Consider the following 18,767-nt stretch of genomic DNA (forward strand, 5'->3'; position numbering starts at 1 on the left):
GGCCCGGGGCCCGTACCGCCCGCCCCGCGGGGTGGCGCCCACCGAGCGCGGGACGCGGGCGCGTCCGGTGCCGGGGACGGCCGGGGCCCCAGCCTCCCCGTCATGTTCGCCCCGTAGGGTGGCGCCCCGTGACCTCAGCCGATGCCTCCCCCACCCTGACCGCCGTGCGCGCCCTGCTGGCGCTGGGCGTGGTGTTCGTGCTCCTCGCGACCAGCGGGTGGACGACGATCCGGCACCGGCCGGTGCCGGGCCCGTCGCGCGGGGCCGCGCTCGCCGCGTGGGCGCACGACCGCATCGACCACCGCCCGCTGCCCGACCCGGCCACCACGCCCGCGCGCACCGTCGCCGCGTTCTTCGCCGGACTCGGCCCCGCGCGCGGAGCGCGGCTCGCCGAACGGCACCCGCTCGTCGTCGGCAACCTCAACGGCGCCCCGGTCGCCCTGCGCTACGGCGCCAACCGGATCACGCTCGGCCGGGCGCTGGCCGCCGAGCAGGAGAGGGTCGACGACACCCGGCTCTCGGCGGAGGGGCGGCACGAGGCGCGCCGCCGGTTCGACCGCTTCGCGTCCCTGCTGCGGCCGGGCCGCCAGATACTCGCCTTCGACCCGACCGGAACGGGGCGGACGGCGGAGGTACTCGGCGACCTGGAGCGGGCCCGGCGGGTCTCGGTGATCGTGCCCGGCGTCGACACCAACCTCCTCACGTTCCAGAAGACCCACGGCCGGTACGGGGCCCCGGAGGGCATGGCCAGCGCCCTCTACGCCGCCGAACTGAAGGCCGCGCCCCGCGCCCGGGTCGCCGTGATCGCCTGGGCCGACTACACGGCTCCCGCCGTGGTGGGCGTCGACGCCGTGACCGGCCGGCTGGCCGAGGGCGGGGCCGTACGGCTGGTGGAGCTGACCGGGGCACTGCCGGGGGACGCGCGCGTGGCGCTGTTCTGCCACAGCTACGGCTCCGTGCTCTGCGGGGTCGCCGCGCCCCGGCTGCCCGCCCGGGTGACGGACCTCGCCGTGGCCGGGAGCCCCGGCATGCGGGTGCGGACCGCGGCCGAACTCTCCACCCACGCGCGCGTGTGGGCGATGCGGGACGCCGACGACTGGATCGCGGACGTGCCCCACCTGGAGCTGGGCGGCGTGGGGCACGGCGCCGATCCGGTGGCTCCGGAGTTCGGGGCGCGCCTGCTCTCGGCGGACGGGGCGGTCGGCCACAGCGGCTATTTCGAGCCGGGCACCGAAAGCCTCGGGAACTTCGCCGCGATAGGCGTCGGCGCCTTCCCGAGGCTCGTCTGCGCACGTGCCGACAGCGCTTGCCACGACGGAATATCCGGCGCGGAAGGGTCCTGACGCGCGTAGATCACGCGATTTCCGGACCTTTCGCAGGGGCGACGCAGCGGCAAGCGCCGCTTACGATGAGGCGTATGGGTGATGTGCTGGCCGGAAATCATGCCACCTGGGAGTTCGAGAGCGACGCCCTCCTCATCCGTTTCGATCGGGGGAACCGCACGCCGAAGCTCCTCAGTGTGCTGCGCGAACGACGAGTACCGCACGAGGCGTTGGCGTCCGTGACGCTGACGCCCGGCAAGCGGGGCACCGTGGTCCTGCACGCCGTGCCGAGACCGGGCGCCGATCCGCTGATGGAAGCGGCCGCGGGTCAGCTCAAGGAGGCCTGCGACCCGTACCGGCTCGTGCTGCCGGCGGACCGCGAGACGCTCGCCGAGTACTACCGGGACGAACTGCGGGCGTGCCTCCCGGCGGACGCGATGGGAACGACGGGCACCATGGACGGCGGAGCCGCCGTGGACGCCCTCGGCTCGATCGGCGCCAGAGGCTTCGCCGACGCCCCGGGCCCGATCGGCGCCGGGAGCTTCGCCGACGCTCCCGGCCCGATCGGCACCATGGACTTCGTCGACGCCCCCCGCTCGATCGACGCCACCGGTCCGGTCGACGCCCTGTGCTCGGTCGACCCGGGCCTGACGGACGTCGGGGCCGCGGGGGCCCCGGCGCACGTCGACCGCGTCCTGACCGCCCCGACGCCCGTCGACCGCTTCCTGGTGGCGCCGCCGCAGGGGCCGCAGTCCTTCAAGACGTACGACGGGAGGGCCAGTTTCGACGGCGTCTCGGAGGTCTCGTTCCGCTGGTCCTGGACGGGGGCGTCCACCGAGAAGTGGAAGGCGGGCGACCAGACGTTCTCGGTACGGGACCTCTGCGGGGTGGAGTGGCGCTCCCCCGAGGTCCTCGACGGGTACCTGCGCCTGGTGCCCCGGGGCGGCCCGCCGCGCGCTCCTCAGCCGGACCTGGACCCGGCGTCCGTGGTCTTCGGCCTCGGCTACGGGCCGGTGCACCTGTCGCTGCCCTTCGCCGCGGCGGTCCTCGCCGCGATCCGGGGCCGGGCAACCGAGCGCGTTCCCGCCCCCGCCGCGGCTCCGGCGGTCATGCGGGACGGTGCGAGCCGCGACCCCGGGGCGGTCGCGGAGAGGATCCGGCACCTGGGCGAGCTGCACCAGGCGGGGCTCGTGACCGACGCCGAGTTCTCGGCGAAGAAGGCGGAGCTCCTCGCGGAGCTGTGACGCGGCCGCCCGGAGGACCGGGCGGTGACACGGCCCGGGGCCGGTGTCATACCCCGGTATCAGCCCGGACCCCGGTCCCCGGTATGACGTCGGGGGCCGGGGTCGCTGCCTACCCTGAGCGGGTCATGGCTACCGAACCGCGGCCCGAGCCGCCCACCGACGACCGGCCCGCACCGCCCACCGGCGACCGGCCCCGCCCGGCCGCCGACCACAGCCCCGCACCGCCCACCGGCGACCGGCCCCGCCCGGCCGCCGACCACAGCCCCGCACCGCCCACCGGCGACCGGTGGCTGCGTCGGCTCGGCGTCCGGACGAGCGAGATGTTCCAGGGGCTCGGGGCGGCGCTGACCACGCCGGCGACGCCGGGGGCGCCGCTGCTGGCCGACGCCTCGTCGCGGTGGGTGCGGCTGCTGCCGTACGTCGTCGCGCTCGCGTTCGTCGCGGCGCTGCTCCCCTCCACGATCGTGCTGTTCATCGGGGACTACGACGTCAACGGGGCCCTCGCCGGGGCGCTCGGCACCGCGCAGACGCTGCCGCTGCTGCTGGCCGTCGCCCGGCCCCTCCAGGCCTGGTGGATCGTCTTCGTCGCGGACGTGCTGGGCGCGCTGGTGCTGCTGGCCGCGGACGGCGGGCGGGCGGACTACTGGCCGTGGCCGCCGACGGTGCTGATCGGCTACTGCGCGCTGATGGTGGCGCTCGGCCTGCGGGAGTCCCGCCGGGCGCTGTTCGGCGTCTGGCTCGCCACCGGTGTGGCGGGGTACGTCCTGGAGGCGTTCGGGCCGGCCGGGTACACCAGCATCCACACCCTGCTGCTGGTCCTGAGCGGGGTGCTGCTGCTCCTCGCCTCCGCGGTGCGCGCCCGGGGCGACGCGCAAAGGCGGCTCGCGGAGCAGGAGACGATCAGCGAGGCGGAGCGGGCCCGGCGCACGCTCCTGGAGGAGCGGGCCAGGATCGCGCGCGAGCTGCACGACGTGGTGGCCCACCACATGTCGGTGATCACCGTGCAGGCAGACTCCGCCCCGTACCGCATTCCGGAGCTTCCGGAGGCGGCCCGCGAGGAGTTCACCTCGATCGCGGCGAGCGCGCGCGAGTCGCTGGCCGAGATGCGGCGGCTGCTCTCCGTGCTGCGCAGTGACGGCGGCGAGGGCGAGCGGACCCCGCAGCCGGGCCTGGACCGGGTGCAGCAGCTGGTCGAGGCGACGGTACGGGCCGGGGTGCCGGCCGAGCTGCGGCTCGCCGCCGACCTCGGGGACGTGCCGCAGGCGGTCGACCTGTCGGCGTACCGGATCGTGCAGGAGGCGCTGGCCAACGTCGTCCGGCACGCGCCGGGGGCGTCGACCCGGGTGTCGGTCCGGGCGGACGGCGGATGGCTGACGGTCCTCGTCGTCAACGGGCCCGCGACGGAGCCGGGTTCCGCGGTGGAGCGCGGCGCGGCGGGCACCGGGCACGGACTCGTCGGCATGCGGGAGCGCGTACGGTTGACCGGCGGCTCGCTCGACACCGGGCCGCTGCCGGACGGCGGTTTCCGGGTGGCCGCCCGGCTGCCCCTGGCGCCGGAACCGGCGCCGCCCGCGGACCCGGCCTGACCGGCGGCGCGCCCCGGGCCGCCGACCGCCACGACCCCGGAGGACCCGAGTGACCATCCGCGTGATCATCGTCGACGACCAGGCCATGGTGCGGGCCGGTTTCGCCGCGCTGCTCGCCGCCCAGCCCGACATCGACGTGGTCGGCGAGGCCCCGGACGGCCGCCAGGGCGTGGCGGTGGCCCGGTCGACGCACCCGGACGTGGTCCTGATGGACGTGCGGATGCCGGAGCTGGACGGGCTCGCGGCGGCGCGGGAGATCCTGCATCCGCCGGCCGGTGTCGTCCACCGGCCGAAGGTGCTGATGCTGACCACCTTCGACGTCGACGACTACGTGTACGAGGCGCTGCGGGCCGGCGCGTCCGGCTTCCTCCTGAAGGACGCGCCGCCCGCCGATCTCATCGCGGCGGTACGGGTGGTGGCGGCCGGCGAGGCGCTGCTCGCGCCCTCCGTGACCCGGCGCCTCATCGCCGACTTCGCCGCGTCCCGCCCGGCGCCGCGCCGCGACACCACCGCGCTGCGCCTCAACGGACTCACCCCGCGCGAGACCGAGGTCCTGGAGCTGATCGCCCGGGGCCTGTCCAACCAGGAGATCGCGGACCACCTGGTGCTCGCCGAGCAGACGGTGAAGACCCATATCGGGCGCGTCCTCGCCAAGCTGGACCTCCGCGACCGGGCGCAGGCGGTGGTCTTCGCGTACGAGTCGGGCCTGGTGACCCCGGGCGCGAGCTGAGCGACGGCGGAAAACCGCGGCCCTTCCCGGACGCCGGCCGCGCGACCGCGGAAACCCGCGGGGAGGGCCGCCCCCGCCCAGGAGGGCCCCCACCGAGGGGAAAACCCGCAGCCACCGCCCACCGGGAGGAGAGCCCCGGTGGGCCCCGCCTGCCGGGGGAGAACCTCCGAGGGCCCCGCCCACCGGGGGAAAACCCCACCCGTCCCCTGGGGTTGGCCGCTCCTCCACCCCCTACTCCGGTATCAGCCGGGAGTTGGCTCCGCGGTGTGACGTGCCGTCACCCGTCGTCTTCCTACCTTCCTCTCGCCGACGAACGAGCGAGTACCGGAGAGGGAGGGCGACCCCATGCGCCGCTTTGCGAGGACCCTGACCACCGTGGCCCTGGTGGCCACCGCGATAGCGGGGACGGCCGGCTGGGCGTCCGGGAACGCCCAGCAGGTCGTGACGGGGCCGCCGGCCGGGACCGGGGCGTGGCGGGCGGCGGGGCTGCCGGACCCGGAGCGGACGGGGCCGGCCGAGGTGGCGCGGTACTTCGCGGGCCTGACCCCCGTACGACAGAGGGAACTGGCCCGGACGTACCCGGCGGTGGTCGGGAACCTGGACGGTGCGCCGCTGGAGCTGCGGTACGAGGCCAACGAGCGTTCCGGACGAGGGGAGTTCGGCGGGGCGAGGGTGCTCGCCCACGATCCGCGCGGCCGGGGGAAGGTGGCCCTGGTGTACGGGGACCTGGCGCGGGCGGAGCACGTGGCCGTGATCGTGCCCGGGTCCGACGTCGACGCCGGACACGTCCGGCCGCTCGCGGACATGGCGACCGCGCTGCACCGGGCGACCGGCGGCCGCACGGCGGTCGTCGCCTGGGCCGGGTACACGACCCCCGTCGGGGTCGGCCTCGACGCGGCGACCGGCCGGCTCGCGGAGGCCGGGGCGGACCGGCTGACCCGGTTCGCGGACGGTCTCGCGGCCGTCGGCGCGGCCGAACCGTCGGTGTTCTGCCACAGTTACGGCTCCGTCGTCTGCGGTCTCGCCGCCCACGGCCTGAAGGCCGAGGACCTCGTCGTCCTCGGCTCCCCCGGGATGCGCGCGGAGAACGTCGCCGAGCTCGGCACCTCCGCCCGGGTCTGGGCCGCGAAGGACCCCACCGACTGGATCGACCGGATCCCGAACGTCGAGTTCGCGGGGCTCGGACACGGCGCCGACCCCACCGACCCGGACTTCGGGGCCCGCCGGATCCCGGCCGACGACGCCGTGGGCCACGGCGGCTACTTCGCGGCCGGCACCGGCTCGCTGCGCGCCTTCGCCGCGATCGCCGAGGGGGACGTCCGATGAGCATGCTGACGACACCGGCCCGCAGGACGGCATCGAGGATCGAGTCCGGTACGCCCGCGCACCGCGACCGGGCGATCGACGGACTCCGCGCCCTCGCGCTGCTCGCCGTGCCGACCGGGCACTGGCTGCTCGGCGGGTTCACGCTCTCCGCCGACGGGGCCATCCACAACGCCAGCCCGCTGGGCACCTTCGGCGGGCTCGCCCCGGTCAGCTGGATCCTGCAGATGCTGGGGATCTTCTTCCTCGTCGGCGGCTACGCCTCGGTCCTGTCGTACCGGCGCCGCGAGGGCTCCACGGGCGCGTGGCTGAAGGGCCGGCTGGCCCGGCTGGGCCGTCCGGTGCTCGGGGTCACCGCCGTGTGGGCGGCGCTGCTCCCGCTGCTCCACTTCGGCGTCGGGGTGCCGGTGGACACCCTGCGGACGGCGTCGACGCTGGTGATCCAGCCGCTGTGGTTCGTCGGCGTGTACACGGTGGTCACCGCGCTCACCCCGTACTGCGTGCGGGCCGCCCGCAGGCTCGGTGTCCGGGCCGCGGCGCCGCTGCTCGGCTCGGTGGCCGTCGTCGACTTCCTGCGGTACGGGCCGTACGCGGACGCCGTGCCGTCCTGGCTGGGCCTGCTGAACATCCTGCCCGGCTGGCTCTTCGCCTATCAGCTCGGCGTCTCGTGGGGCGAGGGCCGGGTCACCCGGCGCCACGCCTGGGCGCTGCTGCTCGGCGGGGCCGCGCTGTTCGCCGCCCTCCTGGTGTTCTTCGGCTACCCGGCGTCGATGGTCGGCGTCCCCGGCGAGGCCCGCACCAACTCGCACCCGCCGTCGCTGCTCGTGCTGGCCCTGGCCGCCGCGCAGAGCGGCGCGGCGATCCTGCTCCGCGACCGGCTCGGCCGGTTCCTGAGGCGGCCCGCGCTGTGGGCACCCGTCGTGATCGTCAACCTGTCGGCGATGACGATCCTGTGCTGGCACCAGACCGCCATGCTGACGGCGGCGATCCCGGCCTCGTACCTCGGAGAGGTCCCCGGGCTCGTCGGGGCGCCCGACTCGGTCGGCTGGATCCTGGCCCGGCTGGCCTGGATGCCGGTCTTCGCCGGGCTCCTCGTCCTCGTCGGGCGGTACGCGCGGGGCTTCGAGTCCCCGTGGGCGAAGTCCGGCCCGGCCCGCCGCACCGCGGCGGGGCTGCTCGCGGCGGGCTTCGCGGTCTTCGCCCTGGGGCTCGCGTGATCCGGCCCCGCCCCACGGGGCGCGTGGGGCGGGCGCGGCGCGGCTCAGACCTCCCGGTGTACGGCCGTGTGGCTCATGTCCGGGTAGCGGTCCCCTGCCACCAGGCCGGCGATCGGCTCCAGTTCGGCCAGTTCGGCGGCGGTGAGGGTGATGCGGGTGGCGGCCGCGTTCTCCAGGAGGCGGGAGCGCTTGCGGGTGCCGGGGATGGGGACGACCGTGAGGCCGTGGACGGAGGCCCGGTGGTGGACCCAGGCGAGGGCGATCTGGGCCGGGGTCGCCCCGTGCGCGGCGGCGATCTTGCGGACCGGGTCGAGGAGGGCCGCGTTCCGCTCGGCGTTCTCGCCGGTGAAGCGGGGCTGGTGGGCGCGGTAGTCGCCGCCCGGAAGGTCCTTCGACGCGTCGGCGAACGCCCCGGTCAGGAAGCCCCGGCCGAGCGGCGAGTACGGCACGAAGGTCACTCCGAGCTCGGCGGCGGCGGCGACGGCGCTGCGCTCGACGTCCCGGGAGAACAGCGACCACTCCGACTGGAGGGCGGCGATCGGGTGGACCGCGTGGGCCTCGCGCAGCTCGGGCCCGGTGACCTCGCTCAGGCCCAGGTGGCGGACCTTGCCCTCCTGGACGAGCTCGGCCATCGCGCCGACGGACTCGGCGAAGGGGACCCCCGGGTCGCGGCGGTGCATGTAGTAGAGGTCGATGGTCTCGATGCCGAGGCGCCGCAGGCTGTCCTCGGCGGCCTTCCTGATGTACGCGGGGTCGTTGCGGACGCCCCGGTGGGTCGGGTCGTCGGCGCGCCGCTCGATGGCGAACTTGGTGGCGAGGACGACCTCGTCGCGGTGGGCGGCGAGGAAGGGTGCGAGGAACTCCTCGTTGGCGCCGCTGCCGTAGATGTCGGCGGTGTCGATGAGGGTGACGCCGGCCTCCAGGGCCGCGTCGAGCGTGTCGCGGGCCGCTGCCTCGTCGGTGTCGCCGTAGAACTCGCTGATGCCCATGGCGCCGAAGCCCTGGACGCCGATCTCGGGGCCGTCCTGGCCGAGCCGGACGGTGTCGATCCTGGTCACGCTGGTCATGAAGATGTGCCTCCGCATGCAGTGCCGTAATGGCCGATCTTGATGTCGAGCACGGCGAGCGTGTCCTGGAGCTCGGTGATCCGGGAGAGGACGTCGCGCCGCGTGGTCTCCAGGAGTTCGCGCCGCTCGTCACGGGTGTGGTCGCCCTCGCGGACCAGCTCGGCGTAACGGACCATGTCGGCGACCGGCATCCCGGTCAGCCGCAGCTTGCCGACGAAGGCGAGCCAGCCGAGGTCACGCTCGGTGAACCGGCGCTGGCCGGTGTGCGAACGGTCGACGTGCGGCATCAGGCCGATCCGCTCGTACCAGCGCAGGGTGTGCGCCGAGAGGCCGGTCAGGGCGGCGACCTCGCTGATGGTGTAGTGCGCCCGGGTGCCGCTCGTCCGCGGGTCCGTGCTCGCGATCACGCTCATGCCCCCACGCTAAAACGTTGGAGTGCACTCGAAGCAAGTAGGCTCGGCGCCATGAGCAGCTTGCCGAGCCTGGCGTCGATCGAGAACTGGCCCGTCCCCACCGCGGCGGCCGCCGTCGTCCGCGCGGACGGCACCGTGGCCGGGTCCCACGGCCCCACCGGGCAGCGCTTCCCGCTGGCCTCCGTCACCAAGCCGCTCGCGGCGTACGCCGTCCTCGTCGCGTACGAGGAGGGGGCGATCGACCTCGACGAACCCGCCGGGCCCGAGGGCTCGACCGTCCGCCACCTGCTCGCCCACACCTCCGGGCTCGCCTTCGACGAGAACCGGGTCATGGCCGCGCCCGGCACCCGCCGGATCTACTCCAACACCGGCTTCGAGGCGCTCGGCGACCACGTCGCCAAGGCGACCGACATCCCCTTCGCCGAGTACCTGCACCAAGCGGTCCTCGAGCCGCTCGGCATGACGTCGACGACGCTGGAGGGCTCGCCCGCGAAGGACGGCGTGTCGACCGTGGACGACCTCGTGCGGTTCGCCGCAGAGGTGCAGGCCCCGCGGCTGCTCGACGCCCGGACCGTCCTGGACGCGATGACCGTCACGTACCCCGGCCTCACCGGCATCCTGCCCGGCTACGGGCGCCAGAAGGCGAACGACTGGGGCCTCGGCTTCGAGATCCGCGACTCCAAGTCGCCGCACTGGACGGGCGCCACGTCCTCGCCGCGCACCTTCGGGCACTTCGGGCAGGCCGGCACCTTCCTGTGGATCGACCCGGACGCGGCCGCCGCCTGCGTCGCCCTCACCGACCGGCCCTTCGGGCCGTGGGCGGTCGAGGCGTGGCCGCCCTTCACGGACGCGGTCCTGGCGGAGCTGCGCGCCCGCTGAGCCGGCGCCCGCTGGGCCGGGGACGGCCGCCGGGCGCCGGTTCAGGCCTCGCAGCGGGCCGCGGGGAGGGCCCCGTCGGGGCCGAGCAGGGACACCTCGACCAGCCCCGCCGGGTCCTCCGCGTAGACGGTCGTGCAGACCAGCTGCTGGACGGCCGCGTCCGTCAGGTCCCCGACGGGGAACGGGGACCTCAGCCGCAGGTGGCGGCGGCCCTCGGCGACCTCCTCGGACGTGTCCGCCTCGGCGTGCGGGGCGGACCCGGCGCGGGGAAGGTCGGTGGTCATCCCCACGGCCGCCTCCCCGGCGCTCGGGCCGTTCACGAGCATGGCGAGCACCTTGTCGGTCAGGATCCGCGCGTTCCGCCCGGTGCCGGGACGCCCGTCCGTGCCCGTACCGCTGCCGTCGGCGTGGTCCGGGGTGGACCCCGGACCGGGGACGGCCGTCGAGTCGAAGAACGGCCCGTCGAGGTCGCGCACGGCCGGCAGCGTCCCGCCGTCCGGCCCGAGGAAGTAGAGCACCACCCGGTTGCCGCCGGGCGCGGGGTGGACGGCGACGGTCGCGGCGCCACCCGCCTCGACGACGTCGGTCTCCTGGATGCCGCAGGCGGCGAGCGACACGATGCCGAGCAGGGCCGCTGCGGCCGTCCGGAGCCTCGCGACCGTCCGGAGCCTCGCGACCGTCCGGCGGCTCACAGCGGCATCCGCACGGTGAAGACCGCGCCGCCCGCGGGATCGTCGGCGGCCTCCACGGTGCCGCCGTGCAGGCGCACGTTCTCCAGGGTGATCGCCAGCCCCAGACCGCTGCCCGCCGAGCGGGTACGGGCCCGGTCGGCCTTGTAGAAGCGGTCGAAGACGTGCGGCAGGACGTCCGGGTGGATGCCGGGTCCCCGGTCGGCGACCTCCGTCACGAGCAGGTCCCCCTCGGCGTACAGCCGCACGGTCACCGGCGCCGCGCCGTGCCGCAGCGCGTTGCCGACGAGGTTGGCGACGACGACGTCGAAGCGGCGCGGGTCGAGACGGGCCCTGATGCCCTCGTCGAGATACGTGACGACCTGCGCCGGATCCGTCCAGTGCCGGTGCTGGAGGGTCTTGCGCACGCAGTCGGCGGCGTCGACCTCGTCCGGATTCAGCTCGGCGGCACGGGCGTCGAAGCGGGAGATCTCCATCAGGTCCTCGACGAGCACGGCGAGCTTGCCGGTCTCGGAGCTGATCAGACGGACCGCTCGGGCCGTGTCGGTGTCGAGGAGACCAGCGTCCTCGTCGAGGACCTCGGTGACCGCGAGCATGCCGGCGAGCGGGGTGCGCAGTTCGTGCGAGACGTCCGAGGCGAAGCGGCGGGCCCTCGCCTCGGCGTCCCGGAGCTCGGCGACGGAACGTTCCAGCGCCGCCGCGGACTCGTTGAACGTGCGGGCGAGGTCAGCGAGTTCGTCGCGCCCCTTGGCGTGGATACGGGTGTCCAGCCGGCCGCGCCCCATGCTGTGGGCCGCGTGGCGCAGCTCCCGTACGGGGCGCAGCACCCCGCGCGCGGCGATCAGCGCCGGGATCAGGGCGACGGCGAGTGCGGGCAGGGCGCCGTCCCGGGCGGCCTCGACCATGGCCTCGATGCTGGCCTCCTCCTCGTCGAGCTCCATCACGGCGTAGAAGACGAGGCCCGTGGGCTGGGCCGCCCCCTCGGTCGCATGGGTCCGGAAGACCGCCGGGACCGCCATCGTCAGATACGGCGTGCCGTTCTTCACCACCCGCTGGAAGCTGCCGTGCGCCGTGGCCGTCCGCGCCGTCGCCCGGGCCCGCAGTTCGGGTGTGACCACGGAGGACGTGGGGCGGTCGGTCGAGGAGACCCGGACGGTGCCGTACTCGGCGTAGACCCGCCAGGGGCGCGGCTTGCCCTGACGCGCGATCAGCATCAACGAGTCCCGCAGCGAATCGGCGTCCACCGGCAGCGTGATGCCCAGCGCGTCCACCTGCTCGCGGAACGCGGAGACCGCCGTGTCCTGCGTCTGCTCCAGGACGGCGTTCCGCGCGGCCCGGTACGTCAGCGCGGCGGTCGTGCCGCAGCCCACGGCCGCGACCAGCAGGAACGCCAGGACCAGCCGTGTCCGCAGTCCGAAGGGGTGCGGGCGCAGGCGGGGAGTGCGGGGCCTGGCGCGGCGGCGGGGGGCGGTCGGGGGGGCCGGTGCCGTCGGTGTCGCTGGTGCCGCCGGTGTTGCCGGTGCCGCCGTGTGCCTGCCGGGTCTCGTGTCCCTGCCGGGTCTGGTGTCCCCGGGCGCGCCAGTGGCCCCGGGCTGGCCGGGTATCGCGGGCCTCCCCGCGCCCGCCCGTGCCTCGGGCTCCGGACCCGGCTCCGGGCTCACGCAGGCCTTCACAGCGGGCCGAAGCGGTAGCCGAAGCCCCGCAGGGTCTGGATGTAGCGGGGCTCGCCCGGGGTGTCCTCGATCTTGTTCCGCAGTCGGCGGACGCAGGCGTCGACCAGCCGGGCGTCCCCGTGGTAGCTGTGCTCCCAGACGTGTTCCAGGAGCTGCTGCCGACTGAAGACCTGCTCGGGCGCGGCCGTCAGATGGAGCAGCAGCTTCAGCTCCGAGGGCGCCAGCGCGACACGCTCACCCGCCTTCGCGACGGTCAGTCCCGCGCGGTCGATCGCCAGCTCCCCGTGGAACTCGACGGCCGACCGGCCGCCCGGCCCCGGCTCCTCGATGCGCCGCAGCACCGCCCGTATCCGCGCCTCGATGACCTCCGTACGGGCCGGCTTCACGATGTAGTCGTCCGCCCCCGCCTCCAGGCCGACCACCACGTCGAAGTCGTCCCCGCGGGCCGTGAGCATGATGATCGGCAGCTGGCTGCTCTCCCTCACCCGGCGGCAGACCTGCACGCCGTTCATCCCCGGCAGCATCAGGTCGAGCAGCAGCAGGTCCGGCCTGAACTCGCCCAGTGCGGCCAGGCCCGCCTCGCCCGTGGGGGCGGTGCGGACGTCGTGGCCGCGGCGGCGGAGGCCGAGCTCTACGCCCTCCCTGACGGAGGGGTCGTCTTCTATCAGCAGCACGCGGGGCATGTCTGGAGTATCCCAAGGTCGATGACGAGTCCTGGCGGGGGCGGTCCCCTTGCGGGCCGTCCCCCTTGTTGCGGGCCGCGCCCCGTGTTGTGGGCGCCGGTCCGCTGGGCGGTGCCCAAGTCCCTCCGTCGTGGGCGGTCGTTCCGCCGGCGCGGTGCCCACCCCCGGGCCTCCGCCCGCCCCGTTGTGGGCCACCGTTCCGCTGGGGCGGCGCCCGCCCCCGCGCCTCCGCCCACCCCGTTGTGGGCCACCGTTCCGCTGGGGCGGCGCCCGCCCCCGGGCTGCGCCCTCGCCCCCACGTTGTGGGCCGCGCCCCGCCCGTTGCGGGCTGCGCCCCGCCCGTTGTGGGCAATCGTTCCGCTGGGGCGGAACGGGTGGGCACAACGGACGGCGCCCCCTGCCGGGCCCAGGCTTCCGCGCCTGCACCCGCACCCTTTGCTCGGTGCACCACCGGTGCGGGTCCAGGCGCAAGGGGCGGAGGCGCCGCCAAGGCGCGCCGTCCCGTGTGCCCACCCGTCCCGCCCAGCGGGACGATTGCCCACACGGCGGTGGGGCGACGGCCCACACGGCAGTGGGTGCGGGTCCACACGGCAGCGGGCGAAGGCCCACACCGCGGTGGGCGACAGCCCGGGCGGGGGGCGGGCCCGGCTCACGGGTGCGGCGGGCGCGGGATGGACCGGCAGTCGGCCGGGGCACCCGGCGGCCGGGGGTGCTCGGCGGCGGGGGGCGCACCCGGCAGCCGGGGGTACCCGGTGGCGGGGGCCCACACGGCAGCGGGCGCGGGCCCCACACGACGGCGGGCGCGGGCCCAGCCGGCAGCGGACGCGGGTCCAGCCGGCGGTGGGCCCAGTCGGCGGTGGGCGCGGGCACGCGGGGGGGGCCTGGGCACGGGGGGCATGGGCGCGGGGCTCGGTAGGGATGGGTTAGCGGCGGGGGCGGAGGGAGGGGAGGGGGGTGAGGTGGAGGGGGGTGAGGAGGGCGAGGGTGGTGAGGAGGGCGAGGGCGCCGGCGAGGCCGGAGACGAGGGGGCCGGCCGCGTCGGTGAGGTCGACGGCGAAGAGGGCGTACCCGGTGGCCGGCACCGCGGCGAGGAGCAGCCGCGCGAGGGCGGGCGCCGTACCGCCGGAGGGCGTGCCGCGCAGTCGGCTCCGGAGGACGTACGCCGTGAGGGCCCAGCCGGCCCAGAGGGCGAGGGAGTAGCCGGCGGCCATGCCGGCGACGGCCCAGTGGGGCGGGAGGAGGTGGTGGGCGGCGAGGGAGAGGCCCGCGTTGAGCCCGGCGATGACGAGGTTGAGGAGGAAGGGGGTGCGGGTGTCGCGGAGGGCGTAGAAGGCGCGGGTGCAGACGTACTGGCCGGAGAGGGCGACGAGGCCGGGCGCGAAGGCCATGAGGATCCAGGCCATGGAGCGGATGTCGTCGCCGGTGGTGGCGCCGTACCGGAAGACGAGGGTCATCAGCGGTACGGCGAGCGCGAGGAGCGCGCACGCGGCGGGGACGATCGCGACCGCGCTGGTGCGCAGGGCGTGGGAGACGTCCCGGCGGACGCCGGCGAGGTCGCCGTCGGCGGCCGCCGCGCTCATGCGGGGCAGCAGGGCGGTGACGAGGGAGACGGTGACGATGCCGTGCGGGACGGTCCAGAGCAGGTAGGCGTTGTTGTACGCGGCGAGGCCGGAGCCGCCGGAGGTGAGGGAGCCGGCCGAGGTGGCGAGCCAGGTGGTGACCCAGTAGGCGGCCTGGTTGGTGAGGACGAGCAGGACGAGCCAGCCGGCCGAGCGCAGCGGGGCGGCGAGGCCGCTGCCGCGCCAGTCGAGCCGGGGGCGCCAGCGGAAGCCGGCGGCGCGCAGCGAGGGGACGAGGGCGAGGGCCTGGAGGGCGATGCCGACGGTGGTGCCCCAGCCGAGGAGCGCGGTCTCGCCGGGGGTGAGGGTGCCGCCGTCGCTGACGGCGAGGAAGAGGGCGAAGACGGCGACGACGACCACGTTGTTGAGGACGGGGGTCCACATCATGGCGCCGAACCGGCCGCGGGCGTTGAGGACTTGGCCGAGGAGCGTGAACAGTCCGAGGAAGAGGATCTGCGGCAGGCAGGCGCGGGTGAAGGCGAGGGTCATCTCGCGTTGCGTGCCCGTGTAGTCGGTGTAGACGTCGACGATCAGGGGCGCGGCGACGACCGCGGCGGCGGTCAGGGCGGTGAGGGCGAGCGCGCAGAGGGTGAGGAGGCGGTCGGTGTAGGCGACGCCGCCGTCCTCGTGTTCCTTGGCGGCCTTGACCAGTTCGGGGACGAAGACGGCGTTGAGGGCGCCGCCGAGCAGCAGCATGTAGACGATGGTGGGGACGGAGTTGCCGACCGCGTAGCCGTCGGCGACGTATCCGGCGCCGAGGGCGGCGGCGACGACGGAGGCGCGGGCGAAGCCGGTGGCGCGGGAGACGAGGGAGCCGGCGGCCATGAGCGCGCCGCTGCGGAGGACCGAGGACTTCGGCCCGGCGGGTGCCGCGGTGAGCGTGGCGGTCATCGGCGGGCCAGATAGGCCTGGAAGGCGCGGAAGAGCGCCTGGTTGGTCGTGCCCGGCATCGGAATCTCCCACTCCCCCAGGGTCTCGACGACCTGTCCGCCCGTGCCGAGCTTCCAGCGCAGGAGCCCGTGGGCGCGGTCGTCGGGATCGAGGGTGGAGGGTACCCCGCGCAGGTCGTAGACGGCGGCGCCGGCGGCGTGGGCGTCGAGCATCATGCGCCACTGGAGCGCGTTGGAGGGGCGGACCTCGCGGCGGTGGTCGGCCGAGGCGCCGGTCTGGTACCAGACGCGCCCGCCGACGGTGATCATGGTGTGGGCGGCGAGCACCTCGCCCTCGTGGCGGGCGAGGTAGAGCCTCATGCGGCCGGGACGTTCGGCGTTGAGGACGGCGTACTGGCGCTCGTAGTAGGCGAGGGAGCGGCCGAGGCGGAAGCCGTCGCGCTCCTCGGTGACGCGGAGCAGCCGGTGGAACTCGGGGAGGTCGGCGGCGGAGCCGACGGTGATCTCGACGCCGGACTTGCGGGCCCTGCGGACGTTGCGCCGCCATTCCTGGTTGAGGCCGGCCCAGAGGTCGTCGGCGGAGCGGCCGGTGAGGGGGACCTGGAAGACGTGCCGGGGCTGGGCGTCGGCGCCGTCCCCGGAGTCGCCGCCGCAGCGGCGCCAGCCGCGGGCCCTGAGCCGGTCGGCGACGACGGTGCCGAGCGGGTCGACCTCGTCGGCGAGCACGTCGGCCAGTCGGCGCCCGCTTCCGGTGCGGGCCTTGAGGGTGGCGGCGTTCCACCGGCGGTAGGCGGGTCCGGGCCCGATGCGGACGGCGAAGGCGCCGGAGGCCCGCAGATGGCCGAGGAGCGGTCCGAGCCAGCCGTCGAGGTCCGGGTCGGCCCAGTCGGCGACGGGCCCTTCGGGGAGGTACGCGAAGTACTTGCGGGTGCCGGGGAAGGGACGCAGGAGGACGAGGGCGACGCCGGTGAGGCCGCCGGACTCGGGTCCCCAGCCGACGAGCTGGTGGCACCAGCCGTCCTTCACCTGCGCCCAGGAGGGCAGTTGGAGGAAGCTGGGCCCGTCCGCCCCGGCCCGGGAGGCGAGGAACGCGCGGTGGACCTCGGGGGTCACGGGGCCGATCCTGACCGGGCCGGCGGGGGCGCGGCGGTCGGTGGGTGCGGCCGTCACGAGCAGAGCGGACACAACGGGAGCCTCCTGGTTCCGCCCCTCGGTGGTGGGGCGCACAGCAGGCTCACAGCCGAATTCGACGGGGCGGCGCGTCGTATGTGACCGGACCGTGACCGTTGCGCCGCAGCCCTTGTCACATGGCCGTCCGGCGCCCCGCGGGCGCCGCGGCCGACCTACAGTCCGGACATCCCGCCCTTCTCCCCTCTCCACGGAGGTCTTCCGTGCTGCCGATACGCACACGCCGTCCGCGTTCCACCGATACGCGTTCCGCCCCTGCTCGTTCCGCCGACACGCGTTCGGCCCGTACGCGCTCCGCCGGTCCCGGCCTCGCGGCCGTCGCGCTCGTCGCCTCGCTCACCGCCTGCACGGCGCAGGCCGCGGACGGCGGCGGCCGGTCGGGGGCGCGGGACCACGGTTCCGCGGCGCCCGTGGCGAAGGTGACGGTCGTGTCCCCGGCGGCCGGGAGTCCCGTGACCGTGAACGCGTCGGGCGGCACGATCGCCGCGGTGCGGGTCGTCGACGCGGAGGGCGGAACGCTCAAGGGCCGTACGGGCGCGGGCGGTACGAGCTGGGTGTCGGACCGCAAGGCGGTGCCGGGGACCTCGTACACGGTGGAGGTGACCTCCCGTACCGGCGACGGCGCGGAGTCCACGACCCGGTCCTCCTTCACCACCCCCGAGCCGGAGAAGGTCAACAAGCTGACGCTCGCCCCCGGCAAGAACACCACCGTGGGCGTCGGACATCCGCTGTCGATCGTCTTCGACCTGCCGGTGACACGGAAGGCCGACGTGGAACGGCAGCTCAAGGTCACCACCTCGAACGCGACCGAGGGCTCCTGGGGCTGGATCAAGGACCACTCGGGGCGCGACCGGGCCGACTGGCGTCCCAAGGAGTACTGGAAGCCGGGCACGAAGGTCACCCTGCAAGCCGACCTGAACGGCACCGACTCCGGCGGCGGCTGGTTCGTGCGCGACTACCGCACCGGCTTCACCGTCGGCGCCTCGCAGATCGTCAGGGTCGACCTCGACGCCCACCGGCTGACCGTCGTACGGGACGGACGCACGGTCCGCACCATCCCGGTCTCCGGCGGCACCCCCGGTGGCGACAAGCGGTCCTGGCGCGGCACGGCCGTCCTGATGGCGAAGGAGGGCACCATCAACATGAACTCGGAGACCGTCGGACTCGGCGACGCCTACGACAAGATGGTCGACTACTCGATGCGGCTGACCTGGTCGGGCATGTACGCCCACGCGGCCCCGTGGAACGCGGCCTACTTCGGCAGCGCCAACAAGAGCTCCGGCTGCATCGGCATGAGCAAGGAGGACGCGGCCTCGTTCTACGCCTCGGTGAACGTCGGCGACCCCTTCGAGATCAAGGGCGCCGAGACCAAGGGCGTCGTCGCCGAGGGCAACGGCTACGGGGCGTGGAACCTGAACTGGGCGCAGTGGCGGGCGAAGAGCGCCCTGCGCTGACGCCTCAGCCCAGGGCCTTGCGCCCGTCCCGCATCTCCCAGACCAGCACCTCCGCGCCGGCCGTGCCCTCCGTGGCGGTCGCCGCGGCCGCGTCGTGCGCCGCGGCCAGTTCGAGGTCGCCGGCGTCGGTGAGGCGGGCCGCGTCGCCGGGGCCGAGCGCCTCGGCGCGCTCCCCGCGGCCGAGGCGCACGCGCCCCCGGACCACATGGACGTAGACGAGATCGGCGTCCGGTACGGCGGACCGGTCGCCCGGCCCGAGGCGGTGGACGTGCAGCCGGGCGTCCGCCGCCGGCAGGTCGTACGCATCCCCGAGCCCGCGCACCACCCCGTACGAGGGCTCCCCGCCGGGCGTCAGCGGGGCCAGCCACATCTGGACGAAGACGAGGGGGACGCCGGCGTCGTTGCGCTCGACGTGCCGGACGCCGCCGGCGGAGCGGAGGTGCTGGAGGTCGCCGGGGCGGACGACCGTCCGGTGGCCGACGGAGTCGTGGTGGGTGAGTTCGCCCTCCGAGACCCACGTCACGATCTCCGTGTGGCTGTGGGGGTGCTCGTCGAAGCCGGCGCCGGGCGCGAGCCGCTCCTCGTTGCAGGCGAGGAGCGCGCCGAAGCGGAGGTTGTCCGGGTCGTAGTGGGGCCCGAAGGAGAAGGCGTGCCGGGTTTCGATGCCGGCCGCCGGGTCGCCCCCGGCGTACCGCTCGGCCGCGCGCTGGATGCGTATCACGGTGGCCACCGTAGCCGTCGCCGGGGGCGAACCCGCCCCGACCCCGCATGCCGGCGTCCCGATAAGGCA

The 18,767-nt window shown here is 75.3% G+C and carries 16 protein-coding genes; 8 read left to right on the forward strand and 8 right to left on the reverse strand.

What is annotated here, in order from left to right; genetic code table 11:
* Positions 1-128: 128 nt before the first annotated feature.
* From AC067A_RS10075 to AC067A_RS10100, 6 genes are all read left to right on the forward strand, one after another.
* Complete coding sequence (locus tag AC067A_RS10075; protein ID WP_478617138.1) at positions 129-1,343, forward strand: alpha/beta hydrolase; 1,215 nt, start codon at positions 129-131, stop codon at positions 1,341-1,343.
* 65 nt (positions 1,344-1,408) lie between these two features.
* Positions 1,409-2,566 (forward strand): DUF4429 domain-containing protein, encoded by a 1,158-nt coding sequence (locus tag AC067A_RS10080; RefSeq protein ID WP_478617140.1) that lies wholly within the window; start codon positions 1,409-1,411, stop codon positions 2,564-2,566.
* A gap of 125 nt (positions 2,567-2,691) precedes the next feature.
* Positions 2,692-4,152 (forward strand): sensor histidine kinase, encoded by a 1,461-nt coding sequence (locus tag AC067A_RS10085; RefSeq protein WP_478617141.1) that lies wholly within the window; start codon positions 2,692-2,694, stop codon positions 4,150-4,152.
* Positions 4,153-4,201: 49 nt separating this feature from the next.
* The gene (locus tag AC067A_RS10090; protein WP_478617144.1) at positions 4,202-4,882 is read left to right on the forward strand and encodes a response regulator; all 681 of its coding nucleotides are present in this window, start codon (positions 4,202-4,204) and stop codon (positions 4,880-4,882) included.
* A 345-nt stretch (positions 4,883-5,227) separates the two neighbouring features.
* Positions 5,228-6,208: an alpha/beta hydrolase gene (locus AC067A_RS10095; RefSeq protein ID WP_478617146.1), complete on the forward strand. Its 981-nt coding sequence runs from the start codon at positions 5,228-5,230 to the stop codon at positions 6,206-6,208.
* Positions 6,205-7,422, forward strand: coding sequence for an acyltransferase family protein (locus AC067A_RS10100; RefSeq protein ID WP_478617148.1), 1,218 nt, complete (start codon positions 6,205-6,207; stop codon positions 7,420-7,422). The genes AC067A_RS10095 and AC067A_RS10100 overlap by 4 nt, the downstream gene beginning before the upstream one ends.
* 44 nt (positions 7,423-7,466) lie before the next feature.
* Here AC067A_RS10100 and AC067A_RS10105 read toward each other — a convergent pair whose 3' ends face one another.
* Positions 7,467-8,489: an aldo/keto reductase gene (locus tag AC067A_RS10105; protein WP_478617151.1), complete on the reverse strand. Its 1,023-nt coding sequence runs from the start codon at positions 8,487-8,489 to the stop codon at positions 7,467-7,469.
* Entirely contained in the window at positions 8,486-8,902 is a 417-nt protein-coding gene (locus AC067A_RS10110) for a MerR family transcriptional regulator (protein WP_478617153.1), read from the reverse strand. The genes AC067A_RS10105 and AC067A_RS10110 overlap by 4 nt, the downstream gene beginning before the upstream one ends.
* Before the next feature lie 51 nt (positions 8,903-8,953).
* On the opposite strand from AC067A_RS10110, the gene AC067A_RS10115 reads away from it, so the two are divergent.
* Positions 8,954-9,781, forward strand: a complete 828-nt coding sequence (locus tag AC067A_RS10115; protein WP_478617156.1) for a serine hydrolase domain-containing protein — start codon at positions 8,954-8,956, stop codon at positions 9,779-9,781.
* Between the two features lie 41 nt (positions 9,782-9,822).
* Here the strand turns inward: AC067A_RS10115 and AC067A_RS10120 are convergent, their stop codons facing one another.
* From AC067A_RS10120 to AC067A_RS10140, 5 genes are all read right to left on the reverse strand, one after another.
* Positions 9,823-10,473, reverse strand: a complete 651-nt coding sequence (locus AC067A_RS10120) for a hypothetical protein (RefSeq protein WP_478617159.1) — start codon at positions 10,471-10,473, stop codon at positions 9,823-9,825.
* Complete coding sequence (locus tag AC067A_RS10125; protein WP_478617161.1) at positions 10,470-11,840, reverse strand: sensor histidine kinase; 1,371 nt, start codon at positions 11,838-11,840, stop codon at positions 10,470-10,472. The genes AC067A_RS10120 and AC067A_RS10125 overlap by 4 nt, the downstream gene beginning before the upstream one ends.
* Positions 11,841-12,139: 299 nt before the next feature.
* Positions 12,140-12,826, reverse strand: coding sequence for a response regulator (locus tag AC067A_RS10130; protein WP_478617163.1), 687 nt, complete (start codon positions 12,824-12,826; stop codon positions 12,140-12,142).
* Between the two features lie 923 nt (positions 12,827-13,749).
* The gene (gene murJ / locus AC067A_RS10135; protein ID WP_478617166.1) at positions 13,750-15,336 is read right to left on the reverse strand and encodes a murein biosynthesis integral membrane protein MurJ; all 1,587 of its coding nucleotides are present in this window, start codon (positions 15,334-15,336) and stop codon (positions 13,750-13,752) included.
* Positions 15,333-16,520 carry a lipid II:glycine glycyltransferase FemX gene (locus tag AC067A_RS10140; protein WP_478617169.1) on the reverse strand — a complete coding sequence of 396 codons (1,188 nt, stop codon included), beginning with the start codon at positions 16,518-16,520 and terminating at the stop codon, positions 15,333-15,335. Before AC067A_RS10140 ends, murJ begins: the two co-directional genes overlap by 4 nt.
* 215 nt (positions 16,521-16,735) lie before the next feature.
* Between AC067A_RS10140 and AC067A_RS10145 the strand changes: the two genes are divergently transcribed.
* Positions 16,736-17,977 carry a L,D-transpeptidase gene (locus AC067A_RS10145; protein WP_478617807.1) on the forward strand — a complete coding sequence of 414 codons (1,242 nt, stop codon included), beginning with the start codon at positions 16,736-16,738 and terminating at the stop codon, positions 17,975-17,977.
* 4 nt (positions 17,978-17,981) lie between these two features.
* Here AC067A_RS10145 and AC067A_RS10150 read toward each other — a convergent pair whose 3' ends face one another.
* Entirely contained in the window at positions 17,982-18,707 is a 726-nt protein-coding gene (locus AC067A_RS10150; protein ID WP_478617172.1) for a pirin family protein, read from the reverse strand.
* Between the last annotated feature and the right edge of the window lie 60 nt (positions 18,708-18,767).

This window comes from Streptomyces sp. NPDC043176, assembly GCF_056436715.1.